This is a genomic window from Stutzerimonas stutzeri (assembly GCF_000590475.1).
GTDB lineage: Bacteria > Pseudomonadota > Gammaproteobacteria > Pseudomonadales > Pseudomonadaceae > Stutzerimonas > Stutzerimonas stutzeri_D.
This window is the reverse complement of record NZ_CP007441.1, coordinates 4,563,671-4,585,765: the sequence shown is the minus strand read 5'-3', so window position 1 is coordinate 4,585,765 and position 22,095 is coordinate 4,563,671. Positions and strand designations below refer to the sequence as shown.

The 22,095-nt window shown below is 61.9% G+C and carries 18 protein-coding genes; 5 read left to right on the top strand and 13 right to left on the bottom strand.

Annotation, left to right across the window (positions count from 1 at the left end):
• Positions 1–132: 132 nt before the first annotated feature.
• From CH92_RS20770 to CH92_RS20730, 9 genes are all read right to left on the bottom strand, one after another.
• Positions 133–1,533 (bottom strand): glycosyltransferase family 2 protein, encoded by a 1,401-nt coding sequence (locus CH92_RS20770; protein WP_025243684.1) that lies wholly within the window; start codon positions 1,531–1,533, stop codon positions 133–135.
• Positions 1,530–2,648 carry a HEAT repeat domain-containing protein gene (locus CH92_RS20765; RefSeq protein WP_025243683.1) on the bottom strand — a complete coding sequence of 373 codons (1,119 nt, stop codon included), beginning with the start codon at positions 2,646–2,648 and terminating at the stop codon, positions 1,530–1,532. The genes CH92_RS20770 and CH92_RS20765 overlap by 4 nt, the downstream gene beginning before the upstream one ends.
• Complete coding sequence (locus CH92_RS20760) at positions 2,638–3,768, bottom strand: YaiO family outer membrane beta-barrel protein (RefSeq protein WP_025243682.1); 1,131 nt, start codon at positions 3,766–3,768, stop codon at positions 2,638–2,640. Before CH92_RS20760 ends, CH92_RS20765 begins: the two co-directional genes overlap by 11 nt.
• Entirely contained in the window at positions 3,765–4,154 is a 390-nt protein-coding gene (locus CH92_RS20755) for a response regulator transcription factor (protein ID WP_025243681.1), read from the bottom strand. The genes CH92_RS20760 and CH92_RS20755 overlap by 4 nt, the downstream gene beginning before the upstream one ends.
• Positions 4,151–7,027, bottom strand: coding sequence for a CHASE3 domain-containing protein (locus CH92_RS20750; RefSeq protein ID WP_025243680.1), 2,877 nt, complete (start codon positions 7,025–7,027; stop codon positions 4,151–4,153). Before CH92_RS20750 ends, CH92_RS20755 begins: the two co-directional genes overlap by 4 nt.
• Before the next feature lie 171 nt (positions 7,028–7,198).
• Entirely contained in the window at positions 7,199–8,833 is a 1,635-nt protein-coding gene (locus CH92_RS20745; protein ID WP_025243679.1) for a diguanylate cyclase, read from the bottom strand.
• Positions 8,826–9,215 (bottom strand): response regulator, encoded by a 390-nt coding sequence (locus CH92_RS20740; protein ID WP_025243678.1) that lies wholly within the window; start codon positions 9,213–9,215, stop codon positions 8,826–8,828. Before CH92_RS20740 ends, CH92_RS20745 begins: the two co-directional genes overlap by 8 nt.
• Entirely contained in the window at positions 9,212–11,605 is a 2,394-nt protein-coding gene (locus tag CH92_RS20735; RefSeq protein WP_025243677.1) for a PAS domain S-box protein, read from the bottom strand. Before CH92_RS20735 ends, CH92_RS20740 begins: the two co-directional genes overlap by 4 nt.
• Positions 11,606–11,647: 42 nt before the next feature.
• Complete coding sequence (locus tag CH92_RS20730; RefSeq protein ID WP_025243676.1) at positions 11,648–12,034, bottom strand: response regulator; 387 nt, start codon at positions 12,032–12,034, stop codon at positions 11,648–11,650.
• 528 nt (positions 12,035–12,562) lie between these two features.
• Here CH92_RS20730 and desA point away from each other — a divergent pair.
• Positions 12,563–13,753, top strand: coding sequence for a delta-9 fatty acid desaturase DesA (gene desA, locus CH92_RS20725; protein WP_025243675.1), 1,191 nt, complete (start codon positions 12,563–12,565; stop codon positions 13,751–13,753).
• A 141-nt stretch (positions 13,754–13,894) separates the two neighbouring features.
• Entirely contained in the window at positions 13,895–14,893 is a 999-nt protein-coding gene (locus CH92_RS20720) for a GGDEF domain-containing protein (protein WP_025243674.1), read from the top strand.
• A gap of 121 nt (positions 14,894–15,014) precedes the next feature.
• Here the strand turns inward: CH92_RS20720 and aguA are convergent, their stop codons facing one another.
• The 3 genes from aguA to CH92_RS20705 form a co-directional block, all read right to left on the bottom strand.
• The gene (gene aguA, locus CH92_RS20715) at positions 15,015–16,193 is read right to left on the bottom strand and encodes an agmatine deiminase (protein WP_025243673.1); all 1,179 of its coding nucleotides are present in this window, start codon (positions 16,191–16,193) and stop codon (positions 15,015–15,017) included.
• 134 nt (positions 16,194–16,327) lie between these two features.
• Positions 16,328–17,206 carry an N-carbamoylputrescine amidase gene (gene aguB, locus CH92_RS20710; RefSeq protein ID WP_025243672.1) on the bottom strand — a complete coding sequence of 293 codons (879 nt, stop codon included), beginning with the start codon at positions 17,204–17,206 and terminating at the stop codon, positions 16,328–16,330.
• Positions 17,207–17,340: 134 nt separating this feature from the next.
• Entirely contained in the window at positions 17,341–18,000 is a 660-nt protein-coding gene (locus tag CH92_RS20705; RefSeq protein WP_025243671.1) for a TetR/AcrR family transcriptional regulator, read from the bottom strand.
• 302 nt (positions 18,001–18,302) lie between these two features.
• Here CH92_RS20705 and CH92_RS20700 point away from each other — a divergent pair, with 302 nt between their 5' ends.
• Complete coding sequence (locus CH92_RS20700) at positions 18,303–18,845, top strand: DinB family protein (protein ID WP_025243670.1); 543 nt, start codon at positions 18,303–18,305, stop codon at positions 18,843–18,845.
• Between the two features lie 70 nt (positions 18,846–18,915).
• Positions 18,916–19,266 carry a VOC family protein gene (locus CH92_RS20695; RefSeq protein ID WP_025243669.1) on the top strand — a complete coding sequence of 117 codons (351 nt, stop codon included), beginning with the start codon at positions 18,916–18,918 and terminating at the stop codon, positions 19,264–19,266.
• A gap of 437 nt (positions 19,267–19,703) precedes the next feature.
• Here CH92_RS20695 and CH92_RS20690 read toward each other — a convergent pair whose 3' ends face one another.
• Positions 19,704–21,080, bottom strand: a complete 1,377-nt coding sequence (locus tag CH92_RS20690; protein ID WP_025243668.1) for a glutamine synthetase family protein — start codon at positions 21,078–21,080, stop codon at positions 19,704–19,706.
• A 251-nt stretch (positions 21,081–21,331) separates the two neighbouring features.
• Here CH92_RS20690 and CH92_RS20685 point away from each other — a divergent pair, with 251 nt between their 5' ends.
• Positions 21,332–22,078 carry a gamma-glutamyl-gamma-aminobutyrate hydrolase family protein gene (locus CH92_RS20685; RefSeq protein ID WP_025243667.1) on the top strand — a complete coding sequence of 249 codons (747 nt, stop codon included), beginning with the start codon at positions 21,332–21,334 and terminating at the stop codon, positions 22,076–22,078.
• Positions 22,079–22,095: the final 17 nt, after the last annotated feature.

Sequence of the window (22,095 nt, the reverse complement as noted above, 5' to 3'; positions counted from 1 at the left end):
TGAAGCCGGAAGGAAAAGCTTCGGTAGGGTGGATGTCGCTGTTTACATCCACCGTGGCGACCGCGCGGTGGATCGGTAGAGCGTGATCCACCCTACGGCGGCCAAAGCTGAATCGTTTCCCGCTTCCAACTGCTACTGCCCCCACCGCCCGCTACGGCGCATTACGCCCCATTGATGTTTGCGCCGTGAAAACCACTGCCAGAGCCCGCGACAACGCCAAAGGGTATTCAGCTGGCGATAGCCGAAGTTCTCCAGCACGGCCATAAGGAACAACCGCAGCATGTCGCGGCGGCGCTCGTAGACGCGGAACGACATGGTCTCCAGCAGCAGCCCATTCACCGACAGCAGAATGCCCATGCCGATAGCGACAAGCAGGAAGGTCGCCAGCGCCGCGTAGGAGACCGCGCCAAGCATGAACCCCCCGATCATGAAGCCGTAGCCGACCAGCTCGATCACTGGCCCCAGCCACTCGAACAGCGCCATGAACGGCCAGGCCAGCCAGCCCGGCGCGCCTCCGCGCAGGCTGAAGGCGAGGCGGGCGTGGCGGCTCAGGCTTTCCGCCAGCCCGCGCTGCCAGCGGCTGCGCTGGCGGCCCAGGGTGCCGATGTCTTCCGGGCATTCGGTCCAGCAAATCGGGTCCGGTAGGTAGCGGATGCGGTAGGGAATGCGCTTTTCCCGGTGATAGCGATGCAGCCGCACCACGAGCTCCATGTCCTCGCCGACCGTGTCGGTGCGATAGCCGCCAACGTCCATGACCCGCTCTTTGTCGAACAGGCCGAAGGCGCCGGAAATGATCAGCACCGCGTTCATCGGCGACCAGCCGAGGCGGCCGAACAGAAAGGCGCGCAAGTATTCGACGATCTGGAAGCGTGCCAGCCAGTTGCTCGGCAAGCCGGAACGGATCAGAAAGCCGCCGCGCACTTCCGAGCCGTTGGCGATGCGCACAGTGCCGCCTGCCGCCACGGTGCGCTCGTCTTCCAGAAACGGCTGCACCACTCGCAGCAGGCTGTCGCGTTGCAGAATTGAATCGGCGTCGACGCCACAGAACAAACCGTGACGTGCGGCGTTGATCCCGGCGTTGAGCGCATCCGCTTTGCCGCCGTTGGCCTTGTCGATGACTCGCAGGTTGCCATAGCGGCGCGAGCGATAGATGGTCGCAACCGGCTGGTGGGCGACGGCCTGGCGCAGCGGCTCGGGATGCGGCACCAGCTCGAATTCGTCAATCAGTACGGCCAGGGTGTTGTCCTTCGAGCCGTCGTTGATCACCACCACTTCGAATTCGGGGTACTGCAATTGCAACATCGAGCGCACCGAGGTGCGAATTGTCGCCTCTTCATTGAAGGCGGGCATCAGTACCGACACCGGTGGTTCGACACCGAGGTAGGGCGCGATTTCGCCGGTTTCGCTGCGCTGGCGGATGTAGCCCGTCAGGCTCACCATCGACAGCAGATTGAGCAGCAGGTACATGCCGTTGAGCAGTAGAAAATAGAGGATGAACCCCACTTGCAGCCACCACAGCCAACTGCCACTCACCGTTTCACCTCCGCGATGGCTCGGCGCAGTGCATCCTGACCGTAGCGGTCTTCCACCTGATCGAGCAGTTGCTCCAGGCGTTCCGGCGTGGTGCCGGGCAGCGCCGTCAGACTGTCCGCTGCAGCTTGCCGAACCCACCAGCTGCTATCGCGCAGCAGCGGCATGAACAGCGCGTGGTCATCACTGCGCGCCTGCTTGTGCAGCGCCCGCAGTGCCTCCAGACGAACGTCAGCGTGGTTGTGCTGCAACGCGCGTAACAGCCGCGCTCGGTCACGTGGATCGCCGAGTTCGCAGAGGCAACGCAGGGCGACCTGCAACTGCTCCGGCGCGGCGTCTTCCTCCAGACGCGCGCGCGCCCACGGCGCTGCGTGTCGGGGATCGCCATAGATCAGCAAACCCACCAAGCGCTCACGGCGTGGATCTTCAGAACCGGCAAGCGCGATCAGCAAGGGCAGGGTCACAGCTTGTTCACCGGCCTGCTGGCAGAGACTGGCCAGGCGCGGCAGTGCCCAGTCGGAACGCCCTACGGCGGTCGGCAGGATCAACTGCATCGCACGGGGCGCATCCATGGCGATCAGCGTTTGTGCCGCGGCCAGAGAGACGATTACGTTACGGTTCAGCAGCAACGGTTGTACCGCTTCCCAGTGGGCGGGATCGGCAACGTGGCGCAGGCAGGTCAGCCCGATCAGCTTGCCTCGTACTCGTCCGCGCAGCAATCCCAGGGCGTGGCGGTCCATATCAAGCGCGGTGAGGGCGCGATTCATACGCTCGCGCGCGGTACCGCGCAATTGCAGTTGGGTGCGGTTCCACTGCAACAGAAACCACAGCTGGCGATTGCGAGGCAGCGCAGGAACCGGCTCGGGCAGATCGTCACCGAGGCTGCACAGCGCGAAGAAAGGTCGCCATTGATCGTTGAACGATTGCCGCCGCACTGTACGGCGCCTAGCGACCTCACCCAGCAACAAGACCTGGAACATTACCAGCAGGGTCAGGCCACCCAGGCCCAAGGCGCAGTAGAGCGCCAATTGCAGCATGCCGTCTTCTGGCCATATGGCCAGCCAGGCAGTGCGCGGCACCTCGCAAAGCCAGGCCGGACAGTTCAGCTCAGAAAGCATGACGCAGGCCGAGCCGCAGCCAGCGCCGCGTGTAATAGTCACCCTGGCGGTGGTGGCCGACTTCCCAGGACAGTGCCCACCGGCTACTCAGCCAATGCCGGCCTTGCAGGCTGAGGGCGCGCACGTCGCTGGTGATTAACGTTTGCTCCTCGACAGCTTCTTCCTCACCGACGGTCAGGCGCAGGCCCGCGTAGCTCAGCCCGGCGTAATAATAATCCAGCGCCAGGTCGTGCCCGATCGGCGTGCCCGCGTTGGCGACGTCGGTCACGTTCAGTGTGTAGCCAGCGCGCCAGGACCCCCAATAGCGCTCGGCGCTGAGCGCCAGCCGGTCGACCCGGGTGGTTTCGTACTCGGTGCGCCTGACACTCGCGGCGCCGAGAAAACCCGCCGGCAGCCGTCGTTGCAGGCGCAGGTCGGCATGCCATTCGGGCAGAAAATAGGGCGATGGCTGATAGCCGATCTCGGGCTGAAGGGTCCAGTTGTCATCCAGGGCGATCACCGCACCCGCCTCGACACCCTGATCCCATTCGCCAAAGCGTTGCTCGCGCAGCAGTGCGCCGTACCAGCCGAGGCCTTCCGGTTGCGTCGAGGCGTAATCCAGGCGCTGGCTGCGCCAGTTGTCGAAGCCGCTGTCCAGCCAGTCCTGGCGGGTCGACAACTCAAGTTCATGGCGGCGCTGCGTTGGCGCTATGGCAGCTGGCGCGGTCGCGGTCGTCGGCGATGTCAGTGCGGCGCGCGCCTGCTGCATGACCTGTTGGACGTCGGCGTAATCCGGCGCGATCTCGGCGGCCCGTTCAAGTGCCACCAACGCTGCCTGTGGATCTCCAGCCCAGAGCAGCGCCTGGCCCTGGCCGAGCAGGTAGTCGGCGTTGTTCGGCTCGCGTCGCAGCAGCTGTTCGTACAGGGGCAGCGCTTGCTCGGGCCTGCCCTGCCAGGCACGAACGCGGGCCAGCAGGAACTGCGCTTCGCGGTCCTCGGGCTGATTGGTCAGGTGGGTTTCAAGGGTCGTCTCGGCGGCGTCGAGTTGCTGTGCCTCTAGCTGCCGCTGAGCGGTCGCGACATCTGCCATCACCAGCGACGGCAAGAGGCAGAAGAGCAGCGCCAGAAACAGTCGACTCATCGTGGCCTCCTCAGCAGGCGGCGGATTCGCGCTAACAGTTCCTCCGGCTGGAACGGCTTGGTTACGTAATCATCGGCGCCCAGTTCCAGCGCTCGGACGATATCCACTTCACGTGCTTTGGCCGTGAGCATGAGGACCGGCACGCGTTCCCAGCCGGGCTGTGCACGCAGCCGTTCGATCAACTCCAGGCCATCGTGATAGGGCAGCATGATGTCCATCAGCGTCAGGTCCGGCGGGCTGGAGCTGCTCAGTTTTTCCAGGGCCTGGCGACCATCGACCGCATGCTCGACGCTGAACCCGTGGCGCTCGAGCATGAAACGGATGAGGAATGCGATGTCTTCTTCGTCCTCCACCATCAAAATACGCTGGCTTCCGGAATCACTCATGCGTTGACCTCTTCAGAATCTGGGGCCTGACCAGGCGGCCAGTGTTGAAGCAATTGCTGGATCAGTGCGGCAAGCTCTTTGCCGTCATGGCGGGTCTTTACCAGTTGGCGCAGGGCCAGGCGGCTGTCATGCACAGGTGAATCCAGCGCGGAAAAAATGATCACCGGCGGGGGTGGCAGAGTCTGGGCCAACTGATCGAACAGTTCGCTGCCATTACCGTCGGGCAGTAGCAGGTCGATGATCGCCAGGTCGAAGTGCTGGCGGTCCAGGAGGCGGCGGGCTTCGGCCAGACTGGCAGCGCTCTGCAACTCGATGTCCAGGGGGGCGACCAAGCGAACCAGCAACGCCTGCAGATCTTCGTCGTCCTCGACATGCAGGATGCGCGCGCGGGCACCCCGGGTATCGAGACAGGCACGCACTACATCCATGACCCGTGACGGATCGACCGGTTTGTGCAGCCAGTCGATTACGCCCACCGCACCGCCGCGCAGGACGCCGTCGTCGTTATCGCGACGCTGCGGTTGCAGGCTGACGATCAGTACCGGCAGATGCCGGTAGGCGTTCTGGCCGCGTAGGTTCTGCAGGAAGGCAATACTGTCCTCGTCGTTCAGCGAAGGGCTGAGCGTCAACGCCTGGATGCTGAATTCCGCCAGTAGCTCGCGAGCCTGGGCGGCGGTTTCGGCGATCAAGATGGCATAGCCGTGCTGCTGCAGGGCACTTGCCAGCTGCTGGGCCGATGCTGCATCGGGCTCCAGCACCAGAATGCGGGTCGTCGCTCGGCCGTTTTGGGTGAGCGGAAGAGGTGGCATCGCAGTGGTCGATGTTGGCTGTGTTGGCTCCGTCTGCGTCATAGGCAGCTGCAGCCAGAAGCGCGTGCCCTGGCCCTCTTGCGAGTCGAAACCGATCTGGCCATGCATCTGCTGCACCAGCGAACGGGTGATCGCCAGGCCCAGCCCGGTGCCGCCGCGCCTGCGCGCATCGGATGAGTCGGCCTGGGCGAAACGTTCGAAAATGCGCGAGCGGAACGCCTCTGGGATGCCCTGGCCCTGGTCCTGGATACCGATCTCAAGGCTACCGTCGTTATTGCGCAGGTCGATGTTGACCATGCCTCCGGACGGTGAGTGCTTGATCGCATTGGAGAGCAGGTTGGCCATCACCTGGGCAAAGCGATCCGGGTCCAGATTGACCTTGGCCTGGATCGGAACGGCTGGCGGAATGAGCATCAGGCTGACGGCGTAATCGTCCGCGTAGGGTCTGATGTCGACCAGCGCCTGTTCGATCAGCACTTGCACATCACAGTGGCTGAGGTGAAACGGCAAGCGCCCGGCTTCGAGCTTCTCGATATCGAGGATGTCATTGATCAAGCGCACCAGGCGCTCGCTGTTCTTGTGGGCGATATCCAATAGTGACCGCGCGTCGTCACCGACCTCACCGGCAACGCCACCGACCAGCATGCCCAGCGCGCCCCGAATCGCCGTCAGTGGCGTGCGCAGTTCGTGGCTGACAGTGGAAATGAACTCGGTCTTCATCTGTTCCATGCGCCGTCGAAGAGACATATCGACCGCCACGGTGACGACGTGGCAGGCGCCGCTGGACATCGTCATGGGGCGCTTGACGACCTGTAGCCAACGCTCCTGGCCCTGTGCATCGGTCAGCCCAACCTCGGTGATACGCAGTTCGCCGCTGCCGCTGAGCAGCTCCGCTTCGCCCTGCAACAGCGGCAGCACCTGCTGGGCATCTGCAACATCCTCGGCTCGGCGTTGCTCGATGGCACCCGGGTGGCTGTCGAGCAGATCGGCGAAGGCGCTGTTGCACAGCAGGAAGCGACCCTGTGCGTCGCGCACGAAAATCAGGTTCTCGTCGGTGTCCACGACCCGCCGCAGGAATACTTTCTGGTCTTCAAGTTTGTCGTGGCTGCGTTGGAGTGCGGTAACGTCGCGGGCGATCGCCAGGTGATCGCCAAGGCCGGTGGGCGCCAGGCGCACCTCGAAGGTCCGCTGGCCTTCCACTTCACACCAGGTCGTTCGGGAAAGCTCCAGGGAGTCGTCAGTGTGCTGGAGCAGGCCTAAGAGTAGCGGCTCGATTGCGCCGGGCGCCGGGCTGCGGCTGTCGCTCGCCAGGGACAGCGCGGTAACCCGGCGCTGGCGGTCAATGGCGTACAGGTTGTCCGGGACGGCCTGCAACAGGGCACCCAGGCGGGCTTCTCCAGCTTGAGCCTTGACCGCCAACGCCTGACGAATGTGCAGATTGCGACGAGTAGCCCACATGGCCGCCAGGAACAGGGCCGCCACCATCAGGCTGCCGAGCAGTGCCAACTGTCTGCTGCGCTCAATGGTCTCGGCGACGTCGCGATCTGCCGTGGCAAGTTGGCGACGTTCGCGTTGCTCGACGGCAAGCAACAGCGCTCGCAGACGATCCATGATCTGCTTGCCACCCGCCTGCATCAGTCGGTCAACGGCCGCTTGCAGCCCGGCGTCACGGCGCGTCTGGATATTGCCGGCAGCAATCACCAGGCGCTCGGCAATGTTGCGGTCGAGCTCGTCGAACCAAACCTTGCCAGGCTGCTCACGATCCTCCAGGAGCATCTGCAATTCACGACGATGCGCTTCGAGCTGCATCAACCCCGCCTCGTAGGGTTCCAGATAGCTGGGCTCGCCGGTCAGGACAAAGCCACGTGAGCCGGTCTCGATGTCCTGCAGCGAGGACAGCATGGCTTGGGTCGCTGTGATGATCTCCAGGCTGTGGCTGACCGATTGATTGGTCGTCAGCACCGCCTCCTGAGTGCGTTTGCCCTGCCAGCCGAGCGCGGCGAGCAGAACGAAAGCGACCAGAAAAGCGAGCGAATGCCAAGTTATCGGGGGTTTCGCATGCAAACCGAAACTCCTTCCGCCGGTTGAAATGGTCGTGGATAACGATGAGGTGTCGGCTTGCGCTACGTCCCACACGGCGACTGGAAACGCACCACCTGGTCGCGCGGGATTAATGCAGTGTAGTTGGAGTCGAAGACGCTGCAGTGGTTCGCTTGGTTTTGCGCGACAAGGCGATCAGTGCGGTGAGGTGGTTTGAACCTGGTTGCGGCCCTTGTGCTTGGCTTCATAGAGGGCCTGATCGGCACGCTCCAGCAATGCGGACGAGCTGGAATGGCCGTCGGTCTCGCTGATGCCGGCACTCAGGGATACGTTGAACACCTTGGATCCTGCATGGAAGGGAAGCGCTGAGAAGCGTTGGCGGATTTCATCGACGATCTGCCGGGCCTGCTCCAGGTTGCAGTCGGGCAATACCGCGACGAACTCCTCGCCACCGTAGCGACCGAGGCTGTCAATCCGGCGCAGGCGTTGACGCATCAGGTTGGCCAGCGAACGGATGACGTTGTCTCCGGCCGCATGCCCGTACTGGTCGTTGACCTGCTTGAAATGGTCGAGGTCGAGCATCACCACGCTCGCGGGTTTGCCGCTGCGCAGCGCGCGCTCCACTTCCAGCGCTACCTGTTCCTTGATATCGGCGTGCTTGAGCAGGCCGGTCAGGCTGTCGCGAGACAGGGCCATGCTCAGCGTGCGCGCGCGTTGGACATGGGAAAACACCGCGGCGGTCAGGGCGCCGTCGCTGATGGGTTTGGTAATGAAATCGTCGCCTGCCTTGAGCAGTGCCGCCATCTGCCGGTTGATGTCGGTTTCGCCAGAAAGATAGATGATGGTCACGCGCAACCACTCGTCGTTGAGCCTAATCATCTGCGCCAATTCGGGCCCGGTGAACTCCGGCATGTTCATGTCGAGCAGTACCACCTCGGGATGGAACGCCCGCATGACCTCGAACAGTTGGCTAGGGTCGGTCAGGGTCTGCACCAGCATCTGCGAATTGCGCAGCACCAGGCTGTAACGTGCGACCAGATCGGTGTCATCGTCGATGATCAGTACCCGGTATGGCTCACTCAGCTGCAGGTTGAGGCAGTTTTCCAGGGTGTTTTCCAGCCGGGTGACGTCTAGCGGCCGGGTGAAATAGCCTTTCGCGCCGGCGCGTACAGCCGCCAGCTGGCTGTCGAAATCGACGCCGTGGCCGATCACCAGCAGCGGCAGCGGCGACTCAAGGGTCTGCTGCAGCGCGTTCACCTCCTCGAGCTCAGCGTCATGTTGGCTGACGATGAGGGCATCCGGCAGCTGCCCCTGAACGGCGGTTTGAAGCAGCGAGAGTTCTGGAAACAGCAGCACTTCATAGCCAAAGTTGCCCAACGTACGGCACATTTCCTGTCCGGTTTCGGCGTCTTTCTCGAGTAAATAAATGCAGCAGCCTGCCGGCAATTGTTCGTGGGTTTCTGATTGCCCGGCCTGGCCGAGGGTCCCGGTTTGCGCGGCAGCGGCCAATTGCTGGATGGCCTGGATCAACGCAGAGAGCATCCGGCCGCTGGGTTTTGCCGCTTCCAGCCAGCAATCGGCACGCTGCTCCAGCAACCGCGACTGCTCGCCCAGCGCGGTGAAGCCGAAGGTGCCGGCCGTGCCGGCCAGGCGATGCAGGCGTTGGTGGAGATCAACCACCATCTGCCGGCGCTGCTCCTGCTCACGAATCAGCAATAACTGCTCGGCACCTTGCTCGAGGGCCGCCAATTCGTCTTTCAAGCGCTCGGCAAATTTCTCATTCAGCGCTTGCAGGTGATCGCGCAGGATTTCGTTGGTGCCGTCACTCATGCTCGGCATTCCATATGTTGTTCAATTGTGTCGCCAGCTGTAGGGGGTCGAAAGGTTTCTGCAGCAGCTTGCGCACACCGAGTCGTCTCAGTTCTTCGGGATCGGCAGGGGCTTGCGAGTGGCCGGTGAGTAACACCACAGGGATGGCCTGCAGATCGATCAACCGTGCCAGCTGGCACAACAACTCCATGCCGCTCATCCGCGGCAGCATCACGTCCATCAGGATCATATCCGGCGCGAAACGCTGGACCTGCGCCAGCGCGTCCTGGCCAGAGGCGCAGCTGAGCACCTCGAAACCACCGAGTTTCTCCAGGGCGACCCGGGTTACCACCTGGATAGAGGGCACGTCTTCGACATGCAGGATCCGTCGCAGCGGCTTCACGGTTGCGGCTCGCGCAGCGGGTGGCAAGGCAGCTCGAACCAGAAGCAGGCGCCTGCGCCGGGTGTCGAATCGAAACCGATCTGTCCGTTCATGTGCTCGATCAACTCCTTGCTGATGGCCAATCCCAGACCGGTACCGCCTTGCTGGCGGGTATCCGAGGCGTCCGCCTGGGCGAACTTGCTGAATATCCGCGGACGAAATGCATCGGCGATTCCCGGCCCCTTGTCCCGCACGCTTACGCGCACCCTGTGATCGCCGACCGCATCGGCCCACAGCTCAACGGTTTCGCCGGGAGGCGAATATTTCGCCGCGTTCGACAGCAGATTGCTTAACACCTGTTCCAGACGCATCGTATCGACCTCGATCGATACGGCTGGGCAATAGCCCAGTTCGGTCGCGACAGAATAGCTTTCGGCATACCCCTGATTGCTGCGAAGGGCTTGTTCTAGCAAGGGCTGTAGCGGTTGCAGCAGAAGTTCGAAGCGCATCTTGCCGGCGTTGAGCTTGTCGATGTCCAGCAGATCATCGATCAGTGCGCTCAGGCGTTTACTGTTCTGATGGGCGATGTCGAGCAATTCCTGTAGATGCTCAGGTACCTCGCCAATTACCTGGCCGCAAATCAGTCCCAGCGAAGCGGTGATGGAGGTCAGCGGCGTGCGTAGCTCATGGCTGACGGTCGAAACGAAGTCACGCTGCAGGGTCTCGATCTGCTTGCGGTCGGTGATGTCATGCAGCACCACCACCGCACCGTTCTGCTGGCCGTTGGAGGCATACATCGGATCGGCATTGGCCAGCACGTAGCGGGCCGTGCCATGTAGCACGATGCTCATTTCCACGTTGCGGATCTGCTCCCCACGCAGCGCGCGCATCAGCGGGACCTCGTCATAGGCCATCGGTGTCACGCCGTCGGCGTGGTAGAGGCGATAGACGTTCGGCCACTGCTCCGGCGCAACGCGCTGCGCGTCGAGTCCATGCCAGCGACGAGCGGTATGATTGAACAGGGTCAGATTGCCTTCGGCGTCGCAGGCCACCACCGCTTCGGACAGCGCTTCGAGCAGGCGTCGGTTCATTTCCTGCTGCTTGTCCAGCTCCAGCTGTTCGGCCTTGCGCTCGGTGATGTCGGTCACCAGCCCGTGCCAGAGCACCGAGCCATCGGCCTGACGCATCGGCGTGGCACGCGCCTCGACCCAGATCAACCCTTTGCGTGGATGATCGATACGGTGTTCGAAATGCCACGGCGTGAGCGTGGAAGCGGCGTGGCGAATGCTCGCCAGCACCTGCTCGCGATCGTCGGGATGAACCCTTTCGTAGATCGGCCCGATGCTTGGCGCCATCTCGACCGCGCTCAGACCGTAGATGTCTTCGACGCCTTCGCTGAGGTAGGGAAACGAGCTGTTACCGTCGGGCCGCCAGCAGAACTGGAACAGCATGCCTGGAACTTGCGCAGCGATCTGCTGCAGCCGCAGCTGCAGGTGCTCCTGATGGGCCAGGTCATAGGCGCTGACGATGTAGCCGCGCAGCAGTTCGTGCTCGTCATGGATCGCCGAGACATTCAGCAGCACCGGCACACTGTCGCCGTTGCGATGCAGCAGGCGCCACTCGCGCATTTCGCGCCGCCCTTCGAGCACTGGCGCCGTGAGCACGGCGAACCCCGGCTCGATGGGCTCGCCCAGTTCGGCACTGAGAACGGCCGCCCGACGCGCCAGAGCGTCCGGTGGAAACAACATTGAGGTCAGCGGTTGGTCGATCAGCATCTGCTCGCAATAGCCAAACAGACGCTCGGCGGTCGGGTTGACCCCTGATATCCGCCCTTCGGCGGTGGTGACCAGCATCGCGCTGGCGGCGCTATTGAGCAGCGCCTGTTGCATGGCTGACTGTTCAGCGTAGCGGTGGGCCTGCAAGCGCTCCTCGAACAGCCGCATGATCTGCCGACTCAGGCGCGCCAGGGCGCCGCGCTGGGCCTCGCTGAGCTCGCGAGGCTGGTGGTCGATCACGCACAGGGTGCCAAGGTTATAGCCGTCCGGGGAGGTTAGTGGCGCGCCGGCATAGAAGCGGATGTGCGGGTCGCCGGTTACCAGCGGGTTGTCACGAAAGCGCTGATCCTGGTGCGCGTCATGGATCTCGAAGATGCCCTGGCCTTCGATGGTATGGGTGCAGAAAGAGATGTCCCGCGGGGTTTCGCTGACGTCCAGGCCGAGGCGACTCTTGAACCACTGGCGATGGTTGTCCACCAGCGAGACCAGGGCGATGGGGGTGTCGCAGATGTACGCAGCCAATTGGGCGAAATCGTCGAAGGCGGACTCATCCGGCGTGTCGAGAATCTCGTAGCGTAGCAGCGCCGCGAGTCGGGACAGCTCGCGGGGTGCCGGCATCGATTTCGAAGACTCCATCTGGCGGACCTTTCTCGCAGGGTTGAGGGTGGTTAACGGCGGCTAACCGCCGTCGGCGTCCCAGATCGCTTGGATCTGGCTGGCCAGACGCATCGGGTCGAAGGGCTTTACGATGACGTCACGCGCGCCGAGTTTTCGCAGATGTTCGATTTCGCCGGGCTGAACCTTGGCGGTCATGAAAGCCACCGGCACCTGTGCCAGATCGATCCGCTCGCCGAGTCTGGTCAGGGTTTCCGTGCCGCCCATGCCGGGCATCATCACATCGAGCAGGATGAAGTGCGGGACGAAGCGTTCAACCTCTTCCAGGGCCTGCAGGCCGGACGAGCAGGACAACACCTGATAACCACCAATCACCTCCAGCGCGACTTTGACGACGGCCTGGATGGAGGGGTCGTCCTCGACGTGCATAATTCGTTTCAGCTCCGTCATACAGGTCCTCCAACGACAGTACTTCGAGCGATCGAAACGAGCAGTTTGCCAGCTTGATAGTGTGCTGGCACATCGCTCGCAAAAAATAGCCTGACGGACGGAATGGCCTGGGAACCCTAACGATCGGGCTGACATAGGTACCTGTTCGAGAACTAGCCGAGCCGACGTGCTGCGGCACGTTGTTGCGGTCTCGTCGTAGGCCGCACAGCGTTCGACTTCGCGGCCAGACGAGAATTTCCCCCTGCGAGTCCTGCCCACGCCTCATTTACCGCGCTCAGGCGATCAACACCGGTGGGCCCCTCGCTGGAAACGCCGGAATAGAGCTTTCGAAAGAGCAACGGCGGCCGAACGAGGGCGATCGTTCGTTGCGCTCACGTTAGCGGTTGGCCGCCGGACGGTCCCTGGTATCGTCGGGAAAATCCTGTCGTGCGACGGGCGGGTGCGGCATTACGCCGCCATAAGCAGATAATCTCCGGGTGCTGGCACTTGCCGGCCTGTGTTTTTCTTCGCTGCGAGGCTGCAACAACTATGTGGTACACCGGTTTCCTCGACCTTTCGGCCTGGGAGGTGATTGCCGCCACCCTGCTTCTGACGCACGTGACGATTGTCGCCGTCACCGTCTATCTCCACCGTTATTCCGCTCACCGTTCGCTCGAGCTGAACGCTGGACTCAAACATTTCTTCCGCCTGTGGCTATGGCTGACCACGGCGATGAATACCCGCGAATGGACCGCCATCCACCGCAAGCACCACGCCAAATGCGAAACCCCGGACGATCCACACAGCCCGGTGCAGAAGGGCCTGGGCACAGTCCTGCGGCGGGGCGCCGAGCTGTATATGGAAGAGGCGAAAAACGAAGAAACCCTGCGCATCTACGGCAAGAACTGCCCGGACGACTGGATCGAGCGCAACCTGTACTCGCGCTTCCCCAACCTGGGCATCGTGTTGATGCTCGGCCTCGACCTGGCGCTGTTTGGCGTGATTGGTTTGAGCGTCTGGGCGGTGCAGATGATCTGGATCCCGCTCTGGGCCGCCGGAGTGGTCAACGGACTGGGGCACGCCGTGGGCTATCGCAACTTCGAGTGCCGCGACGCGGCGACCAATCTGGTGCCGTGGGGCATCCTCATCGGCGGCGAAGAGCTGCACAACAATCACCATACCTATCCGAATTCGGCCAAGCTGTCGGTGCGCAAGTGGGAATTCGACATGGGCTGGGCCTGGATCAAGCTGTTCAGCCTGTTCGGCCTGGCAAAGGTGAACCGCACCGCGCCCATCGCCCATCGCGTCACGCCCAAGCGTCAACTGGACATGGACAGCGCCATGGCGATTCTCAACAACCGTTTCCAGATCATGGCGCAGTACCGCAAGCTGGTCATCAAGCCGCTGGTGCGGCTGGAACTGGAGCGCGCCGACGCGTCGGTACGTCATCAGTTCCGCCGGGCCAAACGGCTGCTGTCGCGTGAACCGAGCCTGCTACAAGACGAGCAACAAGCGCATATCGCCGTGATCCTCGAGCAGAGTCAGTCGCTGCGGGTGATCTACGAGCAGCGCTTGGCGTTGCAGCAGATCTGGACCCGTACCAGCGCCAACGGACATGACATGCTCGCCGCGATCAAGCAATGGGTGCAGGACGCCGAAGCCAGCGGTATCCAATCGCTACGCGAGTTCGCCGAGCACCTGAGAACCTATTCGTTGAGACCGGCGGTCGCCCTGGCGTGACCTCCGATCGACACGAACGCTGACGGGCGGGCGAACTGGAACTTTGCCCATTTGGCGCTCTCTGATGGGCATTCTGGTGCTAACGCGACAGCTGCCCCTGCGGCTCTCCGCTGGTGCCTGGCGTCATTTTGGAACGCAGGTATGAATTTGGTGAACCAGCGAAGCGAAGCGGGGGGTGGCATTCTCCCTCCGACCGAGGCGCAAACCTTGTTGGCCTTGATGCACGCCCGCGCCGAGGTCGAGCGCTTGAGCGAGCGGGAGCAACTGTTCAGCACGCTGATGGGCGCCGTCAACGCGGTGCTTTGGGCATTTGATTGGCAAGCCCAGCAGATGATCTACGTCAGTCCGGCGTACGAGCAGGTATTCGGTCGTTCCGCCGCTTTGCTGCTGGCGGATTTCGACGAGTGGCGCAACAGCATCTATCCGGACGATTCGGAATACGCCCAGCAGAGCATGCTCGACGTGCTGGACAAGGGCTCCGTCGAAGGCCGGGAATACCGCATCATTCGCGCCGACGGACAGCTGCGTTGGCTTAGCGACAAATGCTTCATCGCACGCAACGCGGACAACGCGCGCGGGCCGATCATTGTCGGAATCGCCGAAGACATCACGGAAAAAAAGCAGCTTGAAGGCGAGCTGCAGCGTCTGGCCACCGTCGATGTGCTGACCCAGAGCAGCAACCGCCGTTACTTCTTCGAGTGCGCCCAGCGCGAGTTCGACCTGGCTCGCCAATACGCCACCTCGCTGGCGTTTCAGCTGCTGGACATCGACGACTTCAAACGGATCAATGATAACCATGGCCACCAGATGGGCGATCAGGTGTTGCAGCGCGTCGCTCAGTGCGGTTCGTCCGTGTTGCGCCGTGGGGACCTGTTCGGCCGCATTGGCGGAGAAGAGTTCGCCTTGCTGCTACCCGGTTGCCAGCCAGACCTCGCCGAGCAGATCGCCGAACGCCTTCAGCGTGAGATTCAGCGACTGGTCTTTACCAGCCCCGATGGCCAGCGCTTCGGCGTCACCATCAGTCTTGGGGTGACCTACCTTCGGGTCAGCGACCCGGACCTCAGCGCGCTGTTCGCGCGCGCCGATGCGGCGATGTATACCGCCAAGCGCCTGGGCAAGAATCAGGTGATCGTCAGCTAACAGACCCACGTATAGACGCGTTGCGGCGACTGTCGATTCGCAAGCGCCGTAGTTCGCACGGTGGATCGGCCACCCGTGATCCGCCCTGCGCGTCGCGAACGGGCTCGGTGGAAGCGACCCGCTACGATGGCTGAACCGGCTGCGACAACCCGCGCGGCTTGACCGTGGATGGCCTGGGTTGGTTCGCCCCTTGGCGGCGCTGAGCCGGCAGCGGCTGCTGCTGGGTGATGCAGTGGATATTGCCGCCGCCGAGCAGAATCTCACGGCCCGGCACCATCACCACCTCGTGATCGGGGAACAGTCGAGCCAGGATGGTTTTCGCTTCCTTGTCCAGCGGATCGCCGAACGACGGGGCGATGATTCCGCCGTTGACGATCAGAAAATTCACATAGCTGCCCGCCAATCGGATCGACGGATCACGCGGCTGTGTGCCGACCAGCGGTACGATGCCAGCGCATTCCTGCTCGGTAGCGTGTAGCGGGCCGGGAATCGGCATCTTGTGTACGGTCAGCGGACGATCCCACGCATCCCGTGCCTGCTCCAGCACGCGCATGGCGGCCTGGCAACGCTCGTAGTTGGGGTTGTCGCGATCATCGGTCCAGGCCAGCAGCACTTCCCCGGGACGGACGAAGCAGCAGAAATTATCCACATGACCGTCGGTTTCGTCGTTGTACAGGCCGTGCGGCAACCAGATGACCTTGTCGATCGCCAAATAATCGGCGAGAACCGCTTCGATCTTCTCGCGGGACAGGTGCGGGTTGCGGTTGCGGTTGAGCAGACACTCCTCGGTGGTGATCAGGGTGCCTTCGCCGTCGACGTGAATCGAGCCGCCTTCGAGCACGAAACCCTCGACGCGGTAGCGTTCGCAGCGCTCGATCTCAAGGATCTTGCGCGCCACCTCATCGTCGCGCTGCCAGTCTTCATACAGGCCGCCCTCCAGCCCGCCCCAGGCATTGAATGTCCAGTCGACACCCCGTAGGCCGCCTTTGCCGTTGATCACGAAGGTCGGGCCCGTGTCGCGCACCCAGGCGTCGTCGCTGCTGATCTCCACCAGCCGGATGCGTGGGTCGTCCAGTTGCTCCCGCGCGGTCACGTATTGCTCGGCGGTGACGCAGACAGTGACCGGCTCGAAGCGCGCGATGGCCTTGGCCACCGCGGTAAAAGCCGCCTGCGCCGGTGTGCCCTGGTCGCGCCAGTTGTCCGGACGCTGCGGCCAGACCATCCAGGTCTGGCTGTGTGGCGCCCATTCGGCAGGCATGTGGTAGTCGTCGGCGCGCGGGGTCGTGGTCAATGTGGTCATCGGTTTACCTGGCAAGGACGGCAATTATCGAGGCCGGATGTAACCGGCCATTCTTCAGCGGCGACATATCTGACCACGGCGCAGAGGATTCAACCGTACCAAGCTGTGCGGCAGCGCCCCTTTGGGGGTCAGGCTCAGGACTCCAGCGAGCCGTCGAGCGTTTTGATTGGGCTGTACAGATTCGGCCGGCGGTCCCGGAACACGCCCCAGGCACTGCGGATGTGCTCCAGCTGATCGAGATCGAACTGATGCACCAGCACGCCTTCGCTGGTCTCGTCCATTTCCTCAACCTTGGCGCCGAACTGGTCGGCGATGAACGAGGAGCCGTAGAAGGTGATGTCGTAGCCGTCCTGTTCTTCCTGGCCGATGCGGTTGCTGGCGATCAACGGCATCAGGTTGGCACCGGCATGGCCCTGCTGGACGCGCTGCCAGTGATCACGCGAGGTGATATTGGGGTCATGCGGCTCGCTGCCAATGGCGGTGGGGTAGAACAGCAGCTCGGCGCCCATCAGCGCCATGCTGCGCGCGGTTTCGGGGAACCACTGGTCCCAGCAGATGGCCACGCCGATCTTGGCGTAGCGGGTGTTCCAGACCTTGAAGCCGGTGTCGCCCGGGTTGAAGTAGTACTTCTCGTGATATCCGGGGCCGTCCGGGATGTGGCTCTTGCGATAAACGCCGAGCACCTTGCCATCGGCATCGATGATGGCGATCGAATTGAATCGCGCACGGCCAGCGACCTCGAAGAAGCTGATCGGCAGCACCACCTGCAGCTCGGCGGCGATCTTGCAGAAATGCTGGATCGCCGGGTTCTCCTCCACCGAAGTGGCCAGCTGCAGGTATTGCGGGTTTGGCTTCTGGCAGAAGTAGGGCGTCTCGAACAGTTCCTGGATCAGGATCACCTGCGCGCCCTTGGCGGCCGCTTCGCGGACCAGCTTCTCGGCATTGGCAATGTTGGCTTGGCGATCCCAGGAGCAGGCCATCTGGGTTGCGGCGACGGTGACGGTGCGGGACATTGAAAACCTCGCGGATGCTGCGTGAGTGAACCCTACCTCGGGTGGAGCGGAATTTATTCGATACTTATCTGCATTTGAAGCGTTTTCTTCACTAGAACGGCTTAAATTACGAGTAGCTTATCGATAAATATCGGCTATTTGTCCAATTGGTCACGTTTGGGCAAGAAAGGCGGGAGATACAGGCCCAGGTACGCATCGAATACCCGCATGCCTTCTTCCGCCATTCGCTTCGTAATCAGACCGTGCTCATGCATGGACCGCGCATACACCCGGTCGCCAAGTTCCAATGCGAGGGCGAACACCGTGATGTCGCCGGGCAGTGGCGGTAGATGGAAATGCCGTTCAAAAAGGACCTGCATCAGTTCGCCGAGTTCGATGTCGTGCTGGCGGTCCGCCTGGGTGACTTCGGTCAGGCCGTGCTGTGCGAGGATCAGCTGACGGGCCGCGGCATCCCCCTCGTAGATCATCAGCATGCGACGTTCGATCAGCCGGGACAGGTCTTGCCAGCTATCCAACGCGTGATGATCGACGGGCTGCTCGAGGCTGGCGCGGAAGGCTGCATGCACGTCGGCCGTAAGCGCATTGAGCAGCGCCGGCACGCTGGCGAAGAAGTGATAGACCGAGGAGGGCGGAATCGCCGCCCGCTCCGCCACGCTGTAGATCGACAGCCCGGCCACGCCCGCTTCGGCGAGCAATTCGCGGGCGGCGGCCAGTATCTGTGCGATCCGCGCCTGACTGCTGGCGCGAGGCTTGCGGCCGGGAGGAACGCGTGGGGCGGGGATGGCTGTGCTCATGGGACGCTATTGGATGTCAGGGCGGCGACGGATGCAACGGGTACGGCCGTCTCACACCGTCGACGAGAGACCATCGCGACGGGTGCTTGCCAGCTGTCCTCTGCTGCCCCAACCGGAGCAGGCTCCGTGTCAAAGCGCCGGTTGAGGATAGCCGGTCACGCTCCTGCCAGAACGTCGTCTATAAGTAACAGGAGCACAGTGAACAGGCCGGACGATAAAGGGCAGTTTTCTGAACGCAGAAATGCGCCAGTCGATAGGCTCGGTACATCTCGATATGTAACCGGTAAACGAGAAAAAACCTGATGAGCTTGAAAGAACACTTCGAATTGCTGGCTTCCTACAACCAATGGATGAATTCGAAAATTTATGAGGCTGCGGGTCAGCTAGGCGCAGATGAACTGGCCAAGGACCGTCGAGCCTTTTTTGGCTCGATTCTGGGCACGCTGAACCACATTCTCATTGCCGATATCATTTGGCTTAAACGGTTTGCTACACCTCCGTGCGGCCTGACTTCGTTGCGTGAAATAGTCGAGCTTCCAGACCCGAGTAGCCTGGATCAGATGCTTTTTGAAGATTTCGCCGCCCTGTCTGAGCAGAGGTTCTGGTTGGATCGCCAGATCTGCAATTGGATAAATGAGCTATCCGAAGATGATCTGGATCTCGTCCTCAGCTACCACAACACCAAAGGGGTTCCTGGCAATAAACGCCTTTCGAGCTTGGCGCTTCACTTCTTCAATCATCAGACTCACCATCGCGGTCAGGTCACTACTCTGCTATCTCAGGTTGGTAAGAGTATTGAAGTTACAGACCTTCTGGTGCTGATTCCTGAAGAAGATCCTATATAACCCGTCGTTGTTGCAGAGCAATTGATCCGTCGCGTCGTGGCTGCCAAATCGCCGAATCAGTGGAGTTCGCTTGAAGATCAAACGCATCGTGGCCAACGTTACGGTCGCCGATCCGGCTGTTGCGCACGCATTCTACAAAGACGTTCTGGGGCTCGAGCTGGCTATGGATCATGGCTGGATTCGTACTTATACGAGTCCGGAGAACATGACCGCGCAGGTCAGCTTCGCAAGCCAAGGCGGCTCCGATACGGCTGTCCCGGATCTTTCCATAGAGGTGGATGACTTATCTGACGCTCTGCGTCGTGTTCAGGACGCAGGCATGGCGTTGGAGTACGGTCCGGCCACCGAACCCTGGGGTGTTCGGCGCTTCTACGTCAGGGATCCCATGGGCAAGTTGATCAATATCCTGCAGCACCTGTAATGGGGCTTCTGTGTGAAGCGGTCAGCTCGATTCGCCGAGCTTCGCCTGCGATGGTTCTACGGCGCGAGGGCTTATGCGGACGTTTACGCTCAACCTGTTCGAAACGCCTCGGTCTTATCAGGGAAGTTTGGGCGTGCGAGCGGTCCGGTATGCAGCTTGGGCTGTTCTCGCCGGGGCCACCGACTCACGATGCCGCGACCGCCCAGACCCTGCTCGCCATGGTGGCCAAAGGCGCGATGCCGTCCCTCGTGCTGGTCGTTGACGCTTGCCGTGACGCCTACAATCGGATGCGCGACCAGGGCGTGGAATTCACGCAGGAACCTCAGGATCGGTATGGCCCTGTGGATGCCGGTTTCCGTGCCCCCTCCGGAAGCGGATGGAAAATGCTGCAACGCGCCGCTGAAAGGAATAGACACCGTCTGATGCGGCGCGCCGCATCAGACGGTGTGCAGATACCAGTTGTATTCCAAGTCGGAGATCGAATGCTCGAACTCGGCCAGCTCGCTCTCCTTGCAGGCGACAAAGATGTCGATGTAGGTGGAGTCGATATAGCGGGCCATGATCTCGCTGTCGTCCAACTCGCGCAGGGCATCGCGCAGGTTGGTCGGCAGGCTCTGCTCGACCTGCTCGTAGGAGTTGCCCTCGATAGGCTCGTCCGGGGCGATCTTGTTGGTCAAGCCGTGGTGAACCCCAGCTAGCACGCTAGCTAGCAGCAGGTAGGGATTGGCGTCAGCGCCGGCTACCCGATGCTCGATGCGCACGGCATCCGAGCTGTCAGTGGGCACGCGCAGCGCCACGGTTCGGTTGTCCAAGCCCCAGCACGGTGCGTTGGGCACATAGAACTGAGCACCGAAACGGCGGTAAGAGTTGACGTTGGGGCAGAGGAAGGCCATCGATGCCGCCATGGTCTGCTGAATGCCGCCGATGGCGTGGCGCAGCGTTTCGCTTTCCAGCGGGTTATCGGTGGCGAAGATATTGTTACCGTTCTTGTCCAGCAGCGAGATGTGCACATGCAACCCGTTACCGGCCTGGCCGGGGTAGGGCTTGGCCATAAAGGTACTGTCCATTTCATGGTCGTATGCGATGTTCTTGATCAGGCGCTTGAGCAGCACGGCGTAATCACACGCCTTGATTGGATCGGCTACATGATGAAGGTTGACTTCGAACTGCGCCGGGGCGCTTTCCTTGACGATGGCATCGGCGGGAATGCCCTGTTCCTTGGCGCCTTCGAGGACGTCCTGCAGACAGTCGACATATTCGTCGAGGTCATCGATCAGATAGACCTGGGTGGAATGCGGGCGCTTGCCGGAAATGGGCGAGCGTGGCGGTTGTGGCCGGCCGTTCACGTTCTCCTGATCGATCAGATAGAACTCCAGTTCGAACGCGGCGCAGATGGTCAGGCCCAGCTCGTCGAACTTGCTTACCACTTGGCGCAGCACCTCGCGGGGGTCGGCAAAAAACGGCGAGCCATCGCGTTCGTGCATGGTCATCAACAGTTGCGCGGTCGGGCGCTTCTGCCAGGGTTCGTTACTCAGAGTATTGGGGATCGGGAAGCAGGTCCGGTCGGAATCACCGATGTCCATGCCCAGGCCTGTGCTCTCTACGGTGATGCCATTGATGTCGAGGGCGAACAGCGAGGCCGGCAGGTTGATACCTTTTTCATACACCTTGTGCAGGCTGGCGCGTTCGATGCGCTTGCCACGAACGACTCCGTTCATGTCTGCGATCAGTAGGTCGACGTACTGGACCTCCGGGTGTTCCTTGAGAAATGCGTTCGCTTCGTTGAGCTGAACGGCACGCGGCGGCGGAAGCATGATGAAGCACCTTAATTGTTAAAAATTTCAATCATCAAACAGCTTGACTCGGAGTCAATCGAAAAGCCTTGTCCCTGTCAATAGCGCCTCGAAATGCCCCACCAAGGCCCACATTGGGCGTTTTTGGGGCGATTGAGAAAATAATCGCCCATTGTTGAAGGCGCTTTCCGAAGCGGGAATGCTCGGCTATTGTCTATAAAAACGAACAAGACTACTCTCCGACGAGCCCCATCTGGAAAGACGAGTATCCCATGCCTCGCGTGCCATTGATCGGCGTTTCGGCCTGTACCAGGCAGATCGGCCACCACAGTTTCCATATTGCCGGTGACAAATACCTGCGGGCGGCGGCTATAGCCGGGATGCCATTGGTCATCCCGGCGCTCGGCGACCTGATTGACCCCGCTGCTGTATTAGATAGCGTAGACGGCCTCTTCTTTACCGGCTCGCCTTCCAATGTCGAACCTCATCGGTATGGTGGCCCGGCCAGCGCCGAAGGCACGCCGCACGACCCCTCTCGAGATCAACTGACGCTACCGCTGATTCGTGCAGCGGTCGAAGCCGGCATCCCGGTGTTCGGGGTATGCCGTGGGTTTCAGGAAATGAACGTTGCCTTTGGCGGCAGCTTGCACCAGAAGGTCCACGAAGTCGGGCCCTACGCGGATCACCGTGAGCGCGCCGAAGACCCAGTCGAGGTTCAGTACGGCCTGAGCCATCCTCTGCACGTGCAACCGGGTGGGCTACTGGAGCGTCTTGGGCTGCCTGCGCAGATAGAGATCAACTCGGTGCATGGCCAGGGCGTCGAGCGGCTCGGCGCGGGGCTGCGTATCGAAGGTCTGGCGCCGGATGGCTTGATCGAGGCGTTTTCTGTCGAGGGCGCACAGAGCTTCGCTCTTGGTGTGCAGTGGCACCCGGAATGGAAGGTGCATGAACATCCTTATTACCTGGCGCTGTTCGAGGGATTTGCCCGCGCTTGCCAGGAACGCGCGGGACGGCGCTGAGCGCAGGCCGGCACGGC